At 34.1% G+C, this 16171-nt stretch carries 13 protein-coding genes; 1 reads left to right on the forward strand and 12 read right to left on the reverse strand.

Annotation, left to right across the window (positions count from 1 at the left end):
- Positions 1 to 4 precede the first annotated feature (4 nt).
- The 6 genes from polA to citZ all read right to left on the reverse strand — a co-directional run bounded on the left by polA (position 5) and on the right by citZ (position 8549).
- Positions 5 to 2644 (reverse strand): DNA polymerase I, encoded by a 2640-nt coding sequence (polA, locus tag A9178_RS09350; RefSeq protein ID WP_068674628.1) that lies wholly within the window; start codon positions 2642 to 2644, stop codon positions 5 to 7.
- Between the two features lie 91 nt (positions 2645 to 2735).
- Entirely contained in the window at positions 2736 to 4103 is a 1368-nt protein-coding gene (gene pnpS / locus A9178_RS09355; RefSeq protein WP_068674630.1) for a two-component system histidine kinase PnpS, read from the reverse strand.
- Positions 4100 to 4798, reverse strand: a complete 699-nt coding sequence (locus tag A9178_RS09360; protein WP_068674632.1) for a response regulator transcription factor — start codon at positions 4796 to 4798, stop codon at positions 4100 to 4102. Before A9178_RS09360 ends, pnpS begins: the two co-directional genes overlap by 4 nt.
- 191 nt (positions 4799 to 4989) lie before the next feature.
- On the reverse strand, positions 4990 to 5928 hold the full coding sequence (mdh, locus tag A9178_RS09365) for a malate dehydrogenase (protein WP_068674634.1): 939 nt from the start codon (positions 5926 to 5928) through the stop codon (positions 4990 to 4992).
- A 108-nt stretch (positions 5929 to 6036) separates the two neighbouring features.
- Positions 6037 to 7308 (reverse strand): NADP-dependent isocitrate dehydrogenase, encoded by a 1272-nt coding sequence (gene icd, locus A9178_RS09370; RefSeq protein WP_068674636.1) that lies wholly within the window; start codon positions 7306 to 7308, stop codon positions 6037 to 6039.
- A gap of 119 nt (positions 7309 to 7427) precedes the next feature.
- Positions 7428 to 8549 carry a citrate synthase gene (gene citZ / locus A9178_RS09375; protein WP_068674638.1) on the reverse strand — a complete coding sequence of 374 codons (1122 nt, stop codon included), beginning with the start codon at positions 8547 to 8549 and terminating at the stop codon, positions 7428 to 7430.
- A 309-nt stretch (positions 8550 to 8858) separates the two neighbouring features.
- On the opposite strand from citZ, the gene ytvI reads away from it, so the two are divergent.
- The gene (gene ytvI, locus A9178_RS09380) at positions 8859 to 9965 is read left to right on the forward strand and encodes a sporulation integral membrane protein YtvI (protein ID WP_068674640.1); all 1107 of its coding nucleotides are present in this window, start codon (positions 8859 to 8861) and stop codon (positions 9963 to 9965) included.
- 5 nt (positions 9966 to 9970) lie between these two features.
- On the opposite strand, the gene A9178_RS09385 is transcribed toward ytvI, so the two are convergent.
- The 6 genes from A9178_RS09385 to A9178_RS09410 all read right to left on the reverse strand — a co-directional run bounded on the left by A9178_RS09385 (position 9971) and on the right by A9178_RS09410 (position 16152).
- Positions 9971 to 10366, reverse strand: a complete 396-nt coding sequence (locus A9178_RS09385) for an FxsA family protein (RefSeq protein ID WP_068674642.1) — start codon at positions 10364 to 10366, stop codon at positions 9971 to 9973.
- Between the two features lie 239 nt (positions 10367 to 10605).
- Positions 10606 to 12366, reverse strand: coding sequence for a pyruvate kinase (gene pyk / locus A9178_RS09390; protein ID WP_068674644.1), 1761 nt, complete (start codon positions 12364 to 12366; stop codon positions 10606 to 10608).
- A 24-nt stretch (positions 12367 to 12390) separates the two neighbouring features.
- Positions 12391 to 13353, reverse strand: a complete 963-nt coding sequence (gene pfkA, locus A9178_RS09395) for a 6-phosphofructokinase (RefSeq protein WP_068674646.1) — start codon at positions 13351 to 13353, stop codon at positions 12391 to 12393.
- Positions 13354 to 13565: 212 nt separating this feature from the next.
- The gene (accA, locus tag A9178_RS09400; protein ID WP_068674648.1) at positions 13566 to 14522 is read right to left on the reverse strand and encodes an acetyl-CoA carboxylase carboxyl transferase subunit alpha; all 957 of its coding nucleotides are present in this window, start codon (positions 14520 to 14522) and stop codon (positions 13566 to 13568) included.
- A gap of 1 nt (position 14523) precedes the next feature.
- Positions 14524 to 15381, reverse strand: a complete 858-nt coding sequence (gene accD / locus A9178_RS09405; RefSeq protein WP_068674650.1) for an acetyl-CoA carboxylase, carboxyltransferase subunit beta — start codon at positions 15379 to 15381, stop codon at positions 14524 to 14526.
- 153 nt (positions 15382 to 15534) lie between these two features.
- A complete protein-coding gene (locus tag A9178_RS09410; protein ID WP_068674652.1) occupies positions 15535 to 16152 on the reverse strand; it encodes a FadR/GntR family transcriptional regulator in 618 nt (205 codons plus the stop codon).
- Positions 16153 to 16171: the final 19 nt, after the last annotated feature.

Here is a 16171-nt window from a genome sequence, read left to right on the forward strand (position 1 = left end):
CTCCTTACTTTGCATCGAACCAACTATCCCCAAAGGCATAATCCACTTTAAGAGGGACCTTTAATTCTACAGTACTTTCCATCATTTCGGGTACGATTTTCTTTAATTGTTCCACTTCTTCCTTTGGAGCTTCAAGAATTAATTCATCATGTACTTGAAGTAACATACGCGCTTGCATTTTCTCTTCAATCAATTTCGTATGCAAATCAATCATAGCTTTTTTAATGATATCTGCAGCACTTCCTTGAATAGGAGAATTCATCGCTGTCCGTTCAGCAAAACTTCGCACATTGAAGTTTCTACTGTTTATTTCCGGTAAATACCTTCTGCGATTCATAATTGTCGTTACATACCCATTTAATTTAGCTTCTTGCACAATTTCTTCCATATAATTTTGTACACCTGTATAAATATCAAAATAACGTTCAATAAATTGTTTTGCTTCTTTTCTAGAAATTTTTAAGTTTTGCGATAAACCAAAATCACTAATCCCATAAACAATGCCAAAGTTTACAGCTTTCGCTTGCCTACGCATGTTCGCTGTCACTTCGTCCGCTTCGACATGAAAAACGTCCATAGCAGTTTGTGTATGAATATCTAAGTCATTTTGGAATGCCTGAATTAGTTTTTCATCATTTGAGATATGGGCTAATACACGTAATTCAATTTGAGAATAATCCGCAGCAAACATGATCCAATCTTTTTTCGACGGTACAAATGCTGTACGGATTTTTCTACCTTCTTCTAATCGGATTGGAATATTTTGTAAGTTAGGATCAACAGAACTCAATCTTCCGGTTTGTGTTAATGCTTGATTATAGCGAGTATGAACTTTATTCGTTTCCTTATTGATTACCTTTAATAATCCTTCAATATAAGTCGATTGGAGTTTACCCAATTGTCTGTAAAGCAATAATTTCGGAATGATTTCATGTTCATCTACTAATTGTTCCAAAACATCTGCAGCAGTGGAATAACCTGTTTTTGTTTTCTTAATAACCGGAAGTTCTAACTTTTCGAATAAAATGGGTCCTAATTGCTTTGGAGAATTAAGGTTGAACGTCTCCCCCGCCAGTTCATGAACCTCTTTCTCGAGATTGTCGAGTCTTGCTTTTAAATCTTCGCCCATTTCTTTAATTACATTTGTATCAACAAGTACTCCCCGATGTTCCATTTCTCCTAAAATAAGGGCAAGGGGCATTTCCAATTCATTTAATAATGTGAATTGCTCATTTTCTTTTAATTTCTCTTCCATTTTTTCTTTTAAATTAAACAATGTGTTTGCCTTACGCACAATATGCTCAGCTAGTTTTTCTTGTTCAGGAAGCTTCCACTTTGCGCCTTTTCCATATACTTCTTCATCAAATAAGACATCCTTAAATCCCATTCGACTTGCAATGGCGGGTATATCATGATTATTTTCTGAAGGGTTCAACAAGTATGACGCCAATAACATATCAAATTGAATTCCTTTAATATGAATTTCTTTTCGTAATAAAGTTACTAACGTTTTTTTAGCATCAAAAACATGTTTTTCCTTTGTTTCATCTTCTGCCCATTTTTTAAATTCATCTGAATTTAAAGCAACATCAACCGGTACAAAAGTTTTAAAATTTTCATTTACAACACTAAACCCCAAAATATCATCAGAATGATAATTCTCCCCAGCCAATTCTACGATAAACGCATCGTGATTAGTAAATAATTCTTCATTTACCTCATCAACAATCGTAAATTCAATCTCTGTTAATTCTGTAGGGGCATCACTATCGCTTGTTTCTGTAGAAACTTTATTTAAAAGGGATAAAAACCCTAATTCTTTAAACTTAGTACTCACTTCATTTTCTGGATAACCTTCATATGCAATATCGTCTATTTTTATTTCAACAGGAGAGTTCCGATTGATAGTTGCTAATTCTTTACTCATAAATGCGTCATCTTTATGTGTAACCAATTTTTCTTTTAGTTTTTTTCCGCTGACATCCTCAATATGCTCATAAATTTCCTCTAAAGTAGGGTGTTGTTTAAGTAGTTTTGTAGCCGTTTTTTGCCCTACTCCGGGTACACCCGGAATATTATCCGAACTATCTCCCATTAAGGCTTTCAAATCTATAATTTGTTCTGGTCTAACTTCCAATTTTTCCATTAAAAATTCTGGTGTGTATTGATCCACTTCACTTATCCCTTTTTTCGTAACACTTACGGTAACTTTATCTGAAACGAGTTGCAGCATATCCTTGTCACCTGATATGACTGTTACGTCATAGTCACTTTCTTTCCCTTGCAAAGAAAGTGTTCCAATAATATCATCGGCCTCATATTGATCTAATTGGTAATGCTTAATTTGAAAGGCATCCAATAATTCCTTCAAAACAGGAAATTGTTCAGAAAGTTCTGGTGGAGTTTTTTGACGGCCTCCCTTATATTCTTTATACGTTTCATGCCTAAAGGTTGTTTTTCCCGCATCAAATGCTACTAATAAATGGGTAGGTTTTTCATCTTGTAATATCTTTAATAACATCGTTGTAAAACCATAAACAGCATTTGTATAAACCCCTTTATCATTATTCAATAACGGGAGCGCAAAGAATGCACGATAAATAATACTATTTCCATCAATTAAGACTAGTTTTTTTGTTGTCATGTATAATCCTCCAATTATCATTACACTTAAAGATTATTTTATCATTTAAAGCAGAGGAAAGAAAAACAAACACCTACTTTGTAAGTAGATGTTATTTCCTAGGTAGATAAATATGGATAGTCGTTCCTTTATTTATTTCACTATCAATTTCTATTTTACCATCATGGACATCCACAATGTGTTTAACGATTGCAAGACCTAACCCTGTCCCACCAGTGTTCCTACTTCGCGCTTTGTCGACCCGATAAAATCTTTCAAAGACACGTGGTAAAACAGCCTTATCAATCCCCATACCAGTATCAGAAACTTTAATATGTATGTATTCCTTAGTAGAAGTAATGGTTAAAGAGACTTTCCCTTGTTCTTGTGTGTAGTGGATTGCATTATCTAATAGATTAATAATAATTTGTTTAACTTTTTCCTTATCCGCTTTAAATTTTACATTTTCTTCCACAGAAAAAGCAATACTTATCTTTTTCTTCATTGCCTTCATTTGATACGCCGGAATGATGACCTTTAATAACTCTTCCGCCTCAATTTCATTCACAACAAGCTGAAAATTCTCCTGCTCTAAACGAGACAATGTAAGTAAATCTTCAATTAATAATTGCATTCGATCACTTTCGTTATAAATAATAGTTAAGAATTCTGTCGCAACTTCTCTATTTTTTAAATTATCTTCTAATAACGTCTCAGCAAAACCGCGAATAGAAGTAATTGGAGTTCTTAATTCATGAGAAACATTAGCAACGAAGTCTTTTCGCATTAATTCTAACTTTTTCAATTCTGTTATATCATGAATGACGAGCACAGCACCTTTTAAGCGATTTTTTTCGTTAAAAATGGGAACTCCAATGATTTGGTAATATACTTTTTCCGTTCCTACATCATGTGTAAATTCATTTTTAACATTTACTTCATATAAGAAGGCGTTTTGAATGGTTTTATGAAACACTTCTTCTTTCAACACTTCATAATAAAGATAACCTATATAATCCTTCATCGTTTTCCCATAAATCGTTAAAAATTTCCGATTCACTAAATGAATATATCCTTTTTCATCGATTAACACTATCCCATTTTCTGTGTTTTCAATAATGGTCGTTAATTGTTCCCGTTGCATTTTCTCTTGAATGGAATATTCACTCATATTTCTTGCTAAAGAGTTTATTTCTTTGCTTAACGCGCCAATAATATTGTCATTGGAAAAGTGAAACCTTACCCGATAATTGCCTTGATTGATTTCAGAGAGAGTATGAACTGCTTTCCTCAACGGCTTCATATGATTTACGATAAAGAACTGCAGAAATAATGTTAAAATAAAAAAATTAATAATAAGGATAGCAATAAGCATGATTAAATTATCTACTATAGGAAATAAAAGAATTCCAGTAATTACATTAAGGATAAAAAATACAACCACATAATTTGCAAATGGTTTTTTTAAAAGACTTTTCATACTATAGGTTCCTCCAGCTTATAACCAAGACCACGTACTGTCTTAATATAAACTGGCTTTTTTGAATTCGGTTCAATTTTCTCACGTAAATGACTTATATGTACATCAACGATTCGAGTATCCCCAACAAAATCATAATCCCAAACCCCACTTAATAACTGATCCCTTGAAATGACCTTTCCTTTATTAGTTGCCAAAAAGTATAGGAGTTCAAATTCTTTCCTAGTAAATGTAATCATATTTGAATTCATTTCTGCTTCATATCTTTCAGGATATATGATTAATTCTCCTATACGAATTGTAGAAAATTGTGTGGTCGGAGTCATATTAGACCTACGCAGAATTGCTTTAATACGTGCAATGACTTCTTTTGGGCTAAAAGGCTTCGTTAAATAATCATCAGCTCCTAGCTCTAAACCAAGTACTTTGTCAAATTCATCGTCTTTAGCTGTCAACATTAAAATTGGTGTATCGTTTTTATTACTGCGCAAATGTTTGCAAACTTCCATCCCATCTATTTCCGGAAGCATTAAATCTAAAACTACTAAATTATAATCATTATTTTGTTCTATTTTTTGAATTGCCTCTTTCCCATCAAATGCTGTATCAGTTACATAGCCAGCTTTCTCTAAGTTATAATTTAATAATGTTACAATTGATTTTTCATCGTCAACAATTAGAATTTTTTGCGCCATTTAAAATACCCCCTATAGAAGTAAAGTTTTCTTTAAAACAATATTACCATTGAATAATGACAAATAGGGAACCGTTCAGTAAATTTTACACTGTCTTTACATTAAGAGTCCCTATTTATTAAAAATTATTTAGTTTTATACAAAAAACAAAAACTTCTACTTAAATATTAAGTAGAAGTTTATATGACCTCTTATTCTAAAACATTAAGTACCTTTTTTACTGATTCGGCTGATTTATCAAGGGCTGCTTTCTCTTCTTTCGTTAGGTCTAATTCAATAATCTCTTCAATTCCATTACCACCTAATATGGTTGGAACACCTAAGTATATATCATTGTATCCATATTCGCCTTCTAAGTATGCAATAGATGGAAGAATTCGTCGTTGATCTTTAAGTATAGCTTCTGCCATTACCGTTAGGGACGCAGCTGGAGCATAATATGCGCTTCCATTTCCAAGTAAGTTAACAATCTCACCTCCACCAGTACGAGTACGTTGAACAATTGCATCAAGACGATCTTTAGGAATTAATTTTTCTAAAGGAATACCACCAGCATACGAATAGCGAATGAGTGGGACCATATCGTCACCATGTCCTCCAAGAACAAAGCCAGTTACGTCTTTTACGGATACATTAAGTTCTTCCGCAACAAATGTTCTAAATCTTGCTGTATCCAAAACACCAGATTGACCAATAACACGTTCTTTAGGGAAGCCAGATTCCTTATAAACGGTATAAGTCATAGCATCAACCGGATTCGTCAAAACAACAATCGTAGTTTTGGGTGAATACTTAACGATTTCTTGCGTAACAGATTTCATAATTTTTGCATTTGTATTTACTAAGTCATCACGGCTCATTCCTGGCTTACGGGCAATACCTGCAGTAATGATAACTAGATCAGAATCTTTTGTATCTGCATAATTAGCTGTTCCTATTACCCTTGCATCATACCCTTGGACAGGAGCGGCTTCCGCCATATCTAGCGCTTTACCTTTAGTGGAATTTTCCATATTCGGAATATCTACTAAAACAACATCCCCTAATTCTTTCTGTGCAATCATTAAAGCGGTAGTTGCTCCAGTAAATCCAGAACCGATAACAGAAATTTTATTACGTTTTAATCCCATAAAAAATTACCCCCTTTTAGCCTTTAATACTAGTTAATTTCCTTTTAATAGAAAGGAAGGGTTCACCACAGATTACGTGGTGATACCCAATACTTTACCAGATTAGATTTATCCTAGATTTTTAATTAACTCATCAGCGAATTCAGAACATTTCACTTCTGTAGCGTTCTCCATTAGACGCGCGAAGTCATAAGTAACAACTTTGGATGCAATTGTTTTATCCATAGAATTCATAATTAATTGTGAAGCCTCTCTCCAACCTAAATGATCCAGCATTAAGCAAGCGGATAAGATAACTGAAGATGGGTTTACTTTATCAAGTCCAGCATATTTAGGTGCTGTTCCATGAGTTGCTTCAAAAATAGCATGTCCTGTGTTGTAGTTAATATTAGCTCCAGGTGCAATACCAATTCCACCCACTTGAGCAGCTAATGCATCGGAAATATAATCACCATTCAAGTTCATTGTTGCTACTACATCAAACTCTCTTGGACGTGTCAGAATTTGCTGTAAGAAAATATCTGCAATAGCATCTTTAACTAAGATTTTACCTTGAGCTAATGCTTCATCTTGTGCTTTATCGGCAGCATCTTTTCCATCTTTCTCAACGATTCGATCGTACTCTGCCCATGTAAATACTTTATCACCGAACTCTTCTTCAGCAACTTCATAGCCCCATTGCTTAAATGCACCTTCCGTAAATTTCATAATGTTACCTTTATGTACTAATGTAACACTCTTACGATTCTCATCTAAAGCATATTGGATTGCAGAACGTACTAGACGTTTCGTACCTTCAGCAGAGACAGGTTTAATTCCAATTCCAGATGTTTCTGGGAATCGAATTTTATTAACGCCCATTTCAGTCTTTAAAAATTCAATTACTTTCTTAACTTCATCAGAACCTTCTTGCCATTCAATACCAGCATAGATATCTTCTGTATTTTCACGGAAGATTGCCATATTTACATCTTCTGGACGTTTAACTGGGGATGGTACACCATTAAAATAACGAACCGGACGAAGACATGTATATAAATCAAGTTCTTGTCTTAGCGCAACGTTTAACGAGCGGAACCCACCACCGATTGGAGTTGTTAAAGGCCCTTTAATTGCAATTTTATACTCATCAATTTTATCTAATGTATCCTGTGGTAGCCATTCACCAAATTTATTAAATGCTTTTTCACCAGCATAAACTTCTAGCCAATCAATTTTCTTAGAACCATCATATGCTTTTTCCACTGCGGCTTCAATAACTCTTTTCGCAGCTGCCCAAATATCAGGACCAGTTCCATCTCCTTCAATAAATGGAATGATGGGATTATTCGGTACATTCATTTGTCCATTCTCTACTAAAATTTTTTCTCCTTGTGTCATGAAAATTACCTCCTAGTATTATACAAACTGAATAGTAGGGATAACTTTAACCTACTATTCAATATTCTAATAGATTCATAAGTAATGGTAAAATAATAACTATTTTATTAATATTTAGACTACGAACGTTGAGTTATAGGTACATATTTCTGTTTTTGCGGGCCAATATACTCAGCTCTCGGACGAATTAAACGATTATCCTCATACTGCTCTAATATATGAGCTAGCCAACCTGAAGTACGGCTCACTGCAAAAATTGGTGTAAATAAATCATAATCTATGCCTAAGCTATGATAGACAGAGGCACTATAGAAGTCAACGTTTGCAGGTAATCCTTTATTTTTCTTAATATAATCTTCTATTTTAACAGACATGTTATACCATTTTTCTTGCCCTGTTAATTTAGTTAATTGTTTAGACATCTCTTGCAAATGTTTAGCACGCGGATCACCAGTCCGGTACACACGGTGGCCCATACCCATTACTTTTTCCTTATTTGCAAGTTTTTTCTCAATGTATGGGATTGCATTTTCCTCTTCGCCAATTTCCAATAACATTTTCATAACTGCTTCGTTAGCTCCGCCATGCAACGGCCCTTTTAATGCACCAATTGCTGCAGTAATACCAGAATATATATCTGATAATGTTGCCACACACACCCTTGCAGTAAATGTAGAAGCATTTAATTCATGATCCGCATGTAAAACTAACGCTTTTTCAATTGCTTCTACTTCAATAGAATTTGATTCTTTTCCGTTCAACATATATAAGAAATTTTCTGAATAGCTTAAGTCCTTTTTAGGTTTAACAGGTTCTTGCCCTTTACGAATTCTAGCAAATGCTGTTACAATTGCAGCAATTTTAGCTTGAATACGAATTGCTTTCCGCTTGTTTGCATCCGCTTCCATAACATCAGCTTCTTCATCGTATAATGCAAGCATCGATACAGCAGTTCTTAAAGCAGCCATCGGATGTACTTTTGACGTGTCATAAGATTTTAAATGCTCATAAATCTCATTCGGAACTTCCATATTTTCGGCAAGCTCTTTTTTAATAGCATCTAGTTCTTTTTGATTAGGCAATTTTTTATTCCACAATAAAAAAACTACTTCTTCAAAACTAGCATTTTCAGCTAAATCATCAATAGTATATCCAACATACGTAAGTTGGTCATCTATTATCGAACTAATTTGGGTTCTTGATGCTACTACCCCTTCAAGCCCTTTCGTAGTTGTTGTCATATGAAACATCTCCTTTTCTATATATATATTACTTATAACTTTCAGACAATATTTATATTATTTAGTATATCATTAATTCAATTTTTAGGAAATATTCATTTATTTGGTTATAAATATTGTCTCCCCCAAAATCAATTATAAAGTAAAATGAACAGAATGTGAATTGAAACCGTTTAACTTTTTAAATTTAACGAAAAATATCTATTAAATAATACAAATTAGTACGGTAAATTCTATGTCTATTTTTCTTGTATATAGCATAAGTAAAGTAAAAGAAAGATTGTAGTTGCAGTTCATTGGGAGGTCATTATGTATAAACAATATGGGATGCAATTTTTACGATTTTCACTTTTAATAGTTTTATTAGTGACTGGATATTTTATCCTTATTCTTTCATTTCCTTATGTATATCCAATCATTATTGCATTATTATTCGCTTACCTTATGAACCCATTTGTAAACTTCTTACAAAGATCATTACATTTCCCAAGGGCTCTTTCTGTCGTAATTAGTATTTGTATCATTTTTTTAAGTTTGTTTGGCTTTCTACTTATAGTTATCTTTGAAATTTATCAAGGGACATTATTTCTGGCGGATAAATTACCAATCTATTTCCAAGAATTCGTCATTTATATGAAGGATTTTATTAATACTACTATTTTGCCAATTCAACAAAAAATATTATCTTTTTTCTTAGCGCTTGACACCACACAACAAACTACTATAAAAAATAGCTTAGAAGAAATAATGAACCATATTGGAACAACAGGGTCAACCTTTTTACAGGACTTTCTTATCTTTATTCCAAATTTTCTAGGTTTGCTTCCTAATTCAATAGCTATTTTTATCTTTATTATTATTGGAACATTTATCATTTCCAATGAATGGTATTCATTAAAAAAAAGAGTAATAAAGCTCATTCCTAAAAAAGTTAATTCTATCTCAAAAGAACTAAGCATTCATTTTAAAAAAGGGATAGGGGGATTTATGAGGGCACAATTTATGTTAATTAGTATCTCTGGAATAACCATTTTTATCGGGCTTCTCATTCTTAATGTTGACCAAGCCTTAACAATTGCGATATTCAGTGCACTTGTTGATTTAATCCCTTTTGTTGGTATTGGTATTATATTTATTCCTTGGATTATTTATTTGTTTGTAAGTGGAAACTACGCTCTTACTATTGGTTTGTCCATCCTTTATATGATAGTTATAATTAGTAGACAAATTTTGGAACCGAAAATTTTATCATCTAATATGGGGATCCATTCGCTTTTCGCTTTAATTGGTTACTTTATTGGGTTTAAAATTTGGGGGTTTTTTGGATTGATTATTACCCCACTTATTCTCATTCTAATTAATGTATGTTATCAGACTGGTGTATTTAAATTACTTAAGACATTTGTAAAAGGATGAACGATTTACCATCTACGGAAAATAAAAGTTCCGTTATCCATTTTACTTTTTATTAGGTTGTATAAAATCTTTTTTATTGGCTTCCTCATGATTGGGAGAACAAGAGAAAGGCCGATGGCATCCGTAATAAAACCTGGAGATAATAAAAATACTGCACCAATTAAGATACAAATTCCATCCATGATTTGTTCTGTTGGGATTTTCCCACTATTCATGGATAACCTTGCTTTTTGTATAGTCTGGGTACCTTGCATCTTGGCAATCGTTATACCTATTACTCCTGTAAATAGTATTAGAAATACTACCCACAATGGCCCGATTTTTCCTCCAATCCACACAAAAACACCTATTTCACAGGCAGGAAGAATTAATAAAGCTAATAATAACCATCGCAATCGCATTTACTTAATCCACCTTATTATAACAATAAAAATCGGCAAAATAGCCGATTTTTATTGTTTGTATTATTTGAACATCCAATTAAAGAACCTTTCAAAAAGGAGGATGAAAAGGACCAAGCAATTCAAGGCGGCGTAGCTTTGAGCAGCGAAACGTATACTATTAATACGTGAGCAGCGGAAAAGCAAGGCAACGAAGAAATGCGAAGTGTCTTTTTCATCAGACTCTTTTGAATATCCTATTATAGAACCTTGGCATGGCCTTTATAAATATCACCTTTGGTCCCATCAATAGTAAGTTCTTGACCATCTTCAATAACTTCAAATGCGTTGTCAACACCTACAATTACTGGAATCCCAAGATTTAAGCCAACAACAGCAGCATGTGATGTTAAGCCACCCTCAACCGTAATAATTCCGCTCGCTTTTTCTAAAGCTTGCATCATATCACGGTCCGTACCATAGGCAACTATAATATCACCATGTCCAACTTTTGCAATAGCCTCGTCTGCATTTTTTACTTTCACTACCTTTCCATAGGCAGTTCGCTTACCAATTCCTTGGCCTTTAGCTATAACATCACCAATGACATGGACTTTAATTAGGTTAGTTGTTCCACTTTCCCCAACCGGAACCCCTGCTGCTATAATGACACGGTTTCCTCTTTGACATAGTCCTGATTCAAGACCACTGTCAATAGCAACATCTAACATTTCGTCTGTAGAAGTGGTTTCTCTTCCCATCACTGCATGAACACCCCATACAAGCGAAAGTTGACGATTAACTTTTTCATTGAATGTCACAGCTAATATACTTGCTTTCGGACGATATTTGGAAATCATACTAGGAGTATGTCCACTTTCTGTCGGAGCAATGATTGTATCAATACTGAGATTCATTGCAGTATGAGAAACAGATTGCGTAATTGCTTCTGCAATATTCATATCCACTTCTTTAGAACGTTCTTCTAAAATAGCATGATGATCTAGTGCTGATTCTGCTTTTAAAGCAATATTATTCATTGTTTGAACCGATTCTACTGGATAATTACCTGCCGCTGTTTCACCAGATAACATAATAGCATCTGTACCATCAAAAATAGCATTAGCAACGTCTGAAGCCTCTGCTCTTGTAGGACGTGGGTTACGCTGCATAGAATCTAACATTTGTGTAGCTGTTATAACTGGCTTCCCTGCATTATTACATTTTTTAATTAGATCTTTTTGTACTAGCGGAACATCTTCGGCTGGAATTTCAACACCTAAGTCTCCTCTAGCAACCATTAATCCATCACTAACTTGTAAAATGCGATCGATGTTATCAATCCCCTCTTGATTCTCAATCTTAGGGATGATTTTGATATGGGCTGCATTATTATTCTCTAATACCTCTCTAATTTCCAACACATCGGATGCACGACGAACAAATGAAGCAGCGATAAAATCAACATCTTGTTCAATCCCAAACTCAATATCTTTTTTATCTTTTTCGGTTAAACCAGGAAGTTTTACAGAAACATTCGGTACGTTTACACCTTTTTTATTTTTAATGGTGCCGCTATTTAATGCGGTTGTTCTAATTTCATTAGTATGTTTATCTATAGCAGTTACTTCTAATTCAATCAATCCGTCATCAAGAAGAATTTTAGAGCCTTCATGAACATCATCAATTAAACCTGGGTATGTAACTGAAAAACGTTCTGCTGTTCCTTCTATTTCATTCATGGAAATATATACTGTTTTACCAGCAATGATTTCATCTTGTCCATTTACAAAATTACCTGTTCTTATCTCAGGACCTTTTGTATCTAAAAGGATTGCTACTGTTTTCTTTTTATTTTCTGCTGCTTTACGAATATTTATTATTCTTGCGCTATGTTCATCAAAATCCCCATGCGAAAAATTTAATCGAGCCACATTCATTCCAGCCTCGATTAGCTTTTCCAATGTTTCAATAGACTCAGAAGCCGGTCCAATTGTACAAACAATTTTAGTATTTCTCATTATTGAATTCCTCCTCAGCGGTAATTAAATCGATAACTCTTTGGATAAATTATACATCCCCTTATTAAGATGGTGTTTACCTGACAGAATATCATTGATGTCATTATCCACTATTTCATTTTGTTGTATTCCTACCATTCGGTCGGATTTATTCTCGATTAAAAGTTCAACAGCTCTGGCACCAAGACGACTTGCTAACACTCTATCTTGAGCAGTTGGAGAACCTCCGCGTTGAATATATCCTAATACAGTAACCCTTGTTTCTATACCTGTTTCCTTCTTAATTCGGTCACCGTATTCGAAACCATTTCCAACGCCTTCTGCTAAAACAATTATACTATGTTTTTTACCTCTCTCACGACTGCGCTCCAACCTATGACAAATATCTGCAAACTCTTCATCCATCTCGGGAATAATTATACTTTCTGCACCACCAGCTAATCCAGCCCATAAAGCTAAATCACCTGCGTCTCTACCCATCGTCTCAATAATATATGTACGCTCATGAGATGTAGCTGTATCACGAACTTTGTCAATTGCTTCTACGACTGTATTTAGAGACGTATCGAAACCAATGGTAAAATCTGTTCCAGGTATATCATTATCAATCGTCCCTGGCACCCCAATGCACGGAAATCCTTTACTTGTTAATTTTTGTGCACCACGGAAGCTACCATCTCCACCGATAACAACAAGGCCTTCAATTCCCCATTTATTTAGTTGTTCGATAGCCCTCTGTTGTCCTTCTTCTGTTTTGAATTCCTGACTTCTAGCTGAAGCTAGGATAGTACCTCCACGATGAATAATATCACCAACAGAACCGATATCCATTCTTTTTATGTTACCCTCCATCAATCCTTGGTAACCATATTTAATTCCGTATACTTCAACATCGTGGTATATTGCTTTTCTAACTACAGCACGAATTGCTGCATTCATACCAGGTGCATCTCCACCACTTGTTAACACACCAATTTTCTTAACCATTTTTCCACCTCAGTAGACTTAAATTTTATTTATAAGAGCTGTACTAACTCATTTTAAACAACTGTTTCATAATAATCTATATATGTTTAAGATAAATTAAAACTCTACAAATATCAACAAATATCCTTGAAAATAGTCGAAAAATAAATTTTTGAAATAAAGAGAAAAATGAAAGACTGACAAATATCTTATCAGTCTTTCATCAGTTTTGATTATAACAGTTTATAATCACCTATATTTTTATATTTTTCCCATCTTTTTTCTAATAATTCCGATGTTGACAAATTATTTAATTCCTTTAGCGAGTTCTCTAGAGATAAATCAATATTTTTAACTTGTTCTTGTATGTTTTGATGTGCGCCACCTTTTGGTTCCGGAATAACTTGATCAATGACATTTAGTTCTTTCAAATCATTAGCGGTGATTCTCATAGATTCCGCTGCTTTTTTAGCTAAAGTAGCATCTTTCCACAAAATGGAAGCTGCTCCTTCTGGCGAAATGACAGAATATGTAGAGTTCTCTAACATATGAATATGATCACCAATACCCAAACCTAAAGCTCCGCCACTACCACCTTCACCTATAACAATACATACAATAGGAACAGTAAATCCAGCCATTTCCATAAGGTTTTTGGCAATGGCCTCACTCTGACCACGTTCTTCAGCTGCTCTTCCGGGATATGCACCTTTAGTATCAATAAATGTAATAATTGGGCGATTGAACTTTTGAGCCTGTACCATATGACGTAAAGCTTTACGGTACCCCTCTGGATGTGGCATACCAAAATTTCGTTTAATATTTTCTTTCGTATCTTTTCCTCGTTGGTGACCTATAACTGTTACAGGATTGTCCTTATAATATGCAATACCCGCCACAATAGCATGATCATCACCAAAACGACGATCCCCGTGAAATTCAATAAAGTTAGTAAATAGATGTTGGACATAATCAAGCGTAGTTGGTCTTTCAGAATGCCTTGCCATTTGAACACGGTCCCATGGTTTTAAATTGCCATAGATATCATCTTCTAACTGTTCCAACCTATTTTCCAATGTTTGTATTTCTTCAGTTAAGTCAATCTCACTATCTGCTGTAAACTTTTTCAATTCGGCAATTTTTTCTTTCAAATTAATAATCGGTTTTTCAAACTCGAGGATTTGCTTCACGTCAATCAACCTCCTTTTGATGCATCTCTAGAATCGTCGTAAGAAGGTCTTTCATTTCGTGTCTGTGAATAATTTTATCTAACTGCCCATGTTCCATTAAGAATTCCGACGTTTGAAAATCCTTAGGGAGCTTTTCACGGATGGTCTGTTCAATTACTTTTCTACCAGCAAATCCTATTAATGCTCCCGGCTCTGCAAAGTTATAATCCCCAATCGATGCAAAGCTAGCTGAGACTCCACCAGTTGTTGGATGGGTCATAATAGAGATCATTAAACCACCATCATTACTAAACCTCTTAATTGCTATAGAGGTTTTTGCCATTTGCATTAAACTAAGAATTCCTTCTTGCATTCTGGCTCCACCTGAAGCTGTAAAAATGATGAAAGGGAGAGATTCTTTCCTAGCATTTTCTATTGCTCTAGCAATTTTTTCTCCGACAACAGAACCCATGCTCCCCATTCTAAAGTATGAATCCATTACAGCGAAAGCAGTTTTTTGTCCATTAATCATCCCTTTACCTGTTACTACCCCTTCATTTAGTCCAGTTTTTTCACGGTCTTTTAATACCTTTTCTTCATATCCTGGAAAATTTAAAGGGTTTGACGAGGTTATATTGGCATCCCATTCTTTAAAGGTATTATCGTCAAATAAAATATCAACGCGTTCCCAAGCTGAAAGCGGATGATGATATCCACAATTGGGACAAACGTTTAAAGACTTTTCCATTTCTTTACGGTAATATATTTTGTTACAATTTTTGCATTTTTGCATTAATCCACGTGGTACATCAATCTTACTATTTTCATTTGGAATTGTTGCATATTTCTTTCTTTTTGTAAAAATTTCTTTAAGCTGCAAAATGTTTCCTCCTTTGCTCTGCACATCTCTACCTTTTCATTAGAAATATTTGACCATTGCTAAGATAACAAAGATCTGTCAATGATAGACTTTCCTGAAGTATAACAAAAGGCATTTAAAAATATTGTCATAATTACGGGAATAAGAATATATTTAACTGAATAACTGTTTCATGAATAAATTTTCAATTAGTGAATAATCTTCTTTAGTATAGAGATGAACTAATTGTTGATAGAATTGAGATTCATATAATTCATTATCAAACGTTTGGGAGAACTCCATCATCAGTTGCCAGATTATCAACAATAGTTCATTCTCTGTTTTATTTAAAAGAAGAGAGAAAAAATCGATGTGCATTTGCTTTGGATTATTATTTAAGTCATGAATTATTTTTTTAAATTGTATAATATCTTTATCTTCTAATTTTCCAATTGCTAGTTTTGCTGCTTCTTTTTCTATTAATTTGCGTGTTGCAATAATATCATCTTTCGTACTATTATTACCTAAAATAAAGGATGCTAATATTTCAACTGTTTGAAAAGGACGGTAGGAACCTAAAAAAGTCCCTTCCCCTTTCCTAGTTTCGATAATTCCTAATAATTCAAGTGCACGAAGCGCCTCACGTACGGAAGACCTTCCCATACCTAAAGTTTCTGCAAGTTCTCTTTCAGATGGGAGTTTATCACCTGGTTTTAAAAGGTTTTTATGAATAAAAATACGAATTTGCTCTAGTACACCATGGTAAGCTTTCTGATTTGGTATCCTTGACACAATCAGTATCTTCTCCTTT

It is taken from the genome of Oceanobacillus sp. Castelsardo, assembly GCF_001659985.1.
Taxonomy (GTDB): domain Bacteria; phylum Bacillota; class Bacilli; order Bacillales; family Amphibacillaceae; genus Oceanobacillus.

Excerpts from the sequence above, each read along its gene's own strand:
- citZ (WP_068674638.1), bottom strand. The coding sequence starts at position 8,549 with ATGACAACAACTACGAAAGGGCTTGAAGGGGTAGTAGCATCAAGAACC.
- A9178_RS09360 (WP_068674632.1), bottom strand. The coding sequence starts at position 4,798 with ATGGCGCAAAAAATTCTAATTGTTGACGATGAAAAATCAATTGTAACA.
- pfkA (WP_068674646.1), bottom strand. The coding sequence starts at position 13,353 with ATGGTTAAGAAAATTGGTGTGTTAACAAGTGGTGGAGATGCACCTGGT.
- pyk (WP_068674644.1), bottom strand. The coding sequence starts at position 12,366 with ATGAGAAATACTAAAATTGTTTGTACAATTGGACCGGCTTCTGAGTCT.
- pnpS (WP_068674630.1), bottom strand. The coding sequence starts at position 4,103 with ATGAAAAGTCTTTTAAAAAAACCATTTGCAAATTATGTGGTTGTATTT.
- icd (WP_068674636.1), bottom strand. The coding sequence starts at position 7,308 with ATGACACAAGGAGAAAAAATTTTAGTAGAGAATGGACAAATGAATGTA.
- ytvI (WP_068674640.1), top strand. The coding sequence starts at position 8,859 with ATGTATAAACAATATGGGATGCAATTTTTACGATTTTCACTTTTAATA.
- polA (WP_068674628.1), bottom strand. The coding sequence starts at position 2,644 with ATGACAACAAAAAAACTAGTCTTAATTGATGGAAATAGTATTATTTAT.
- A9178_RS09385 (WP_068674642.1), bottom strand. The coding sequence starts at position 10,366 with ATGCGATTGCGATGGTTATTATTAGCTTTATTAATTCTTCCTGCCTGT.
- mdh (WP_068674634.1), bottom strand. The coding sequence starts at position 5,928 with ATGGGATTAAAACGTAATAAAATTTCTGTTATCGGTTCTGGATTTACT.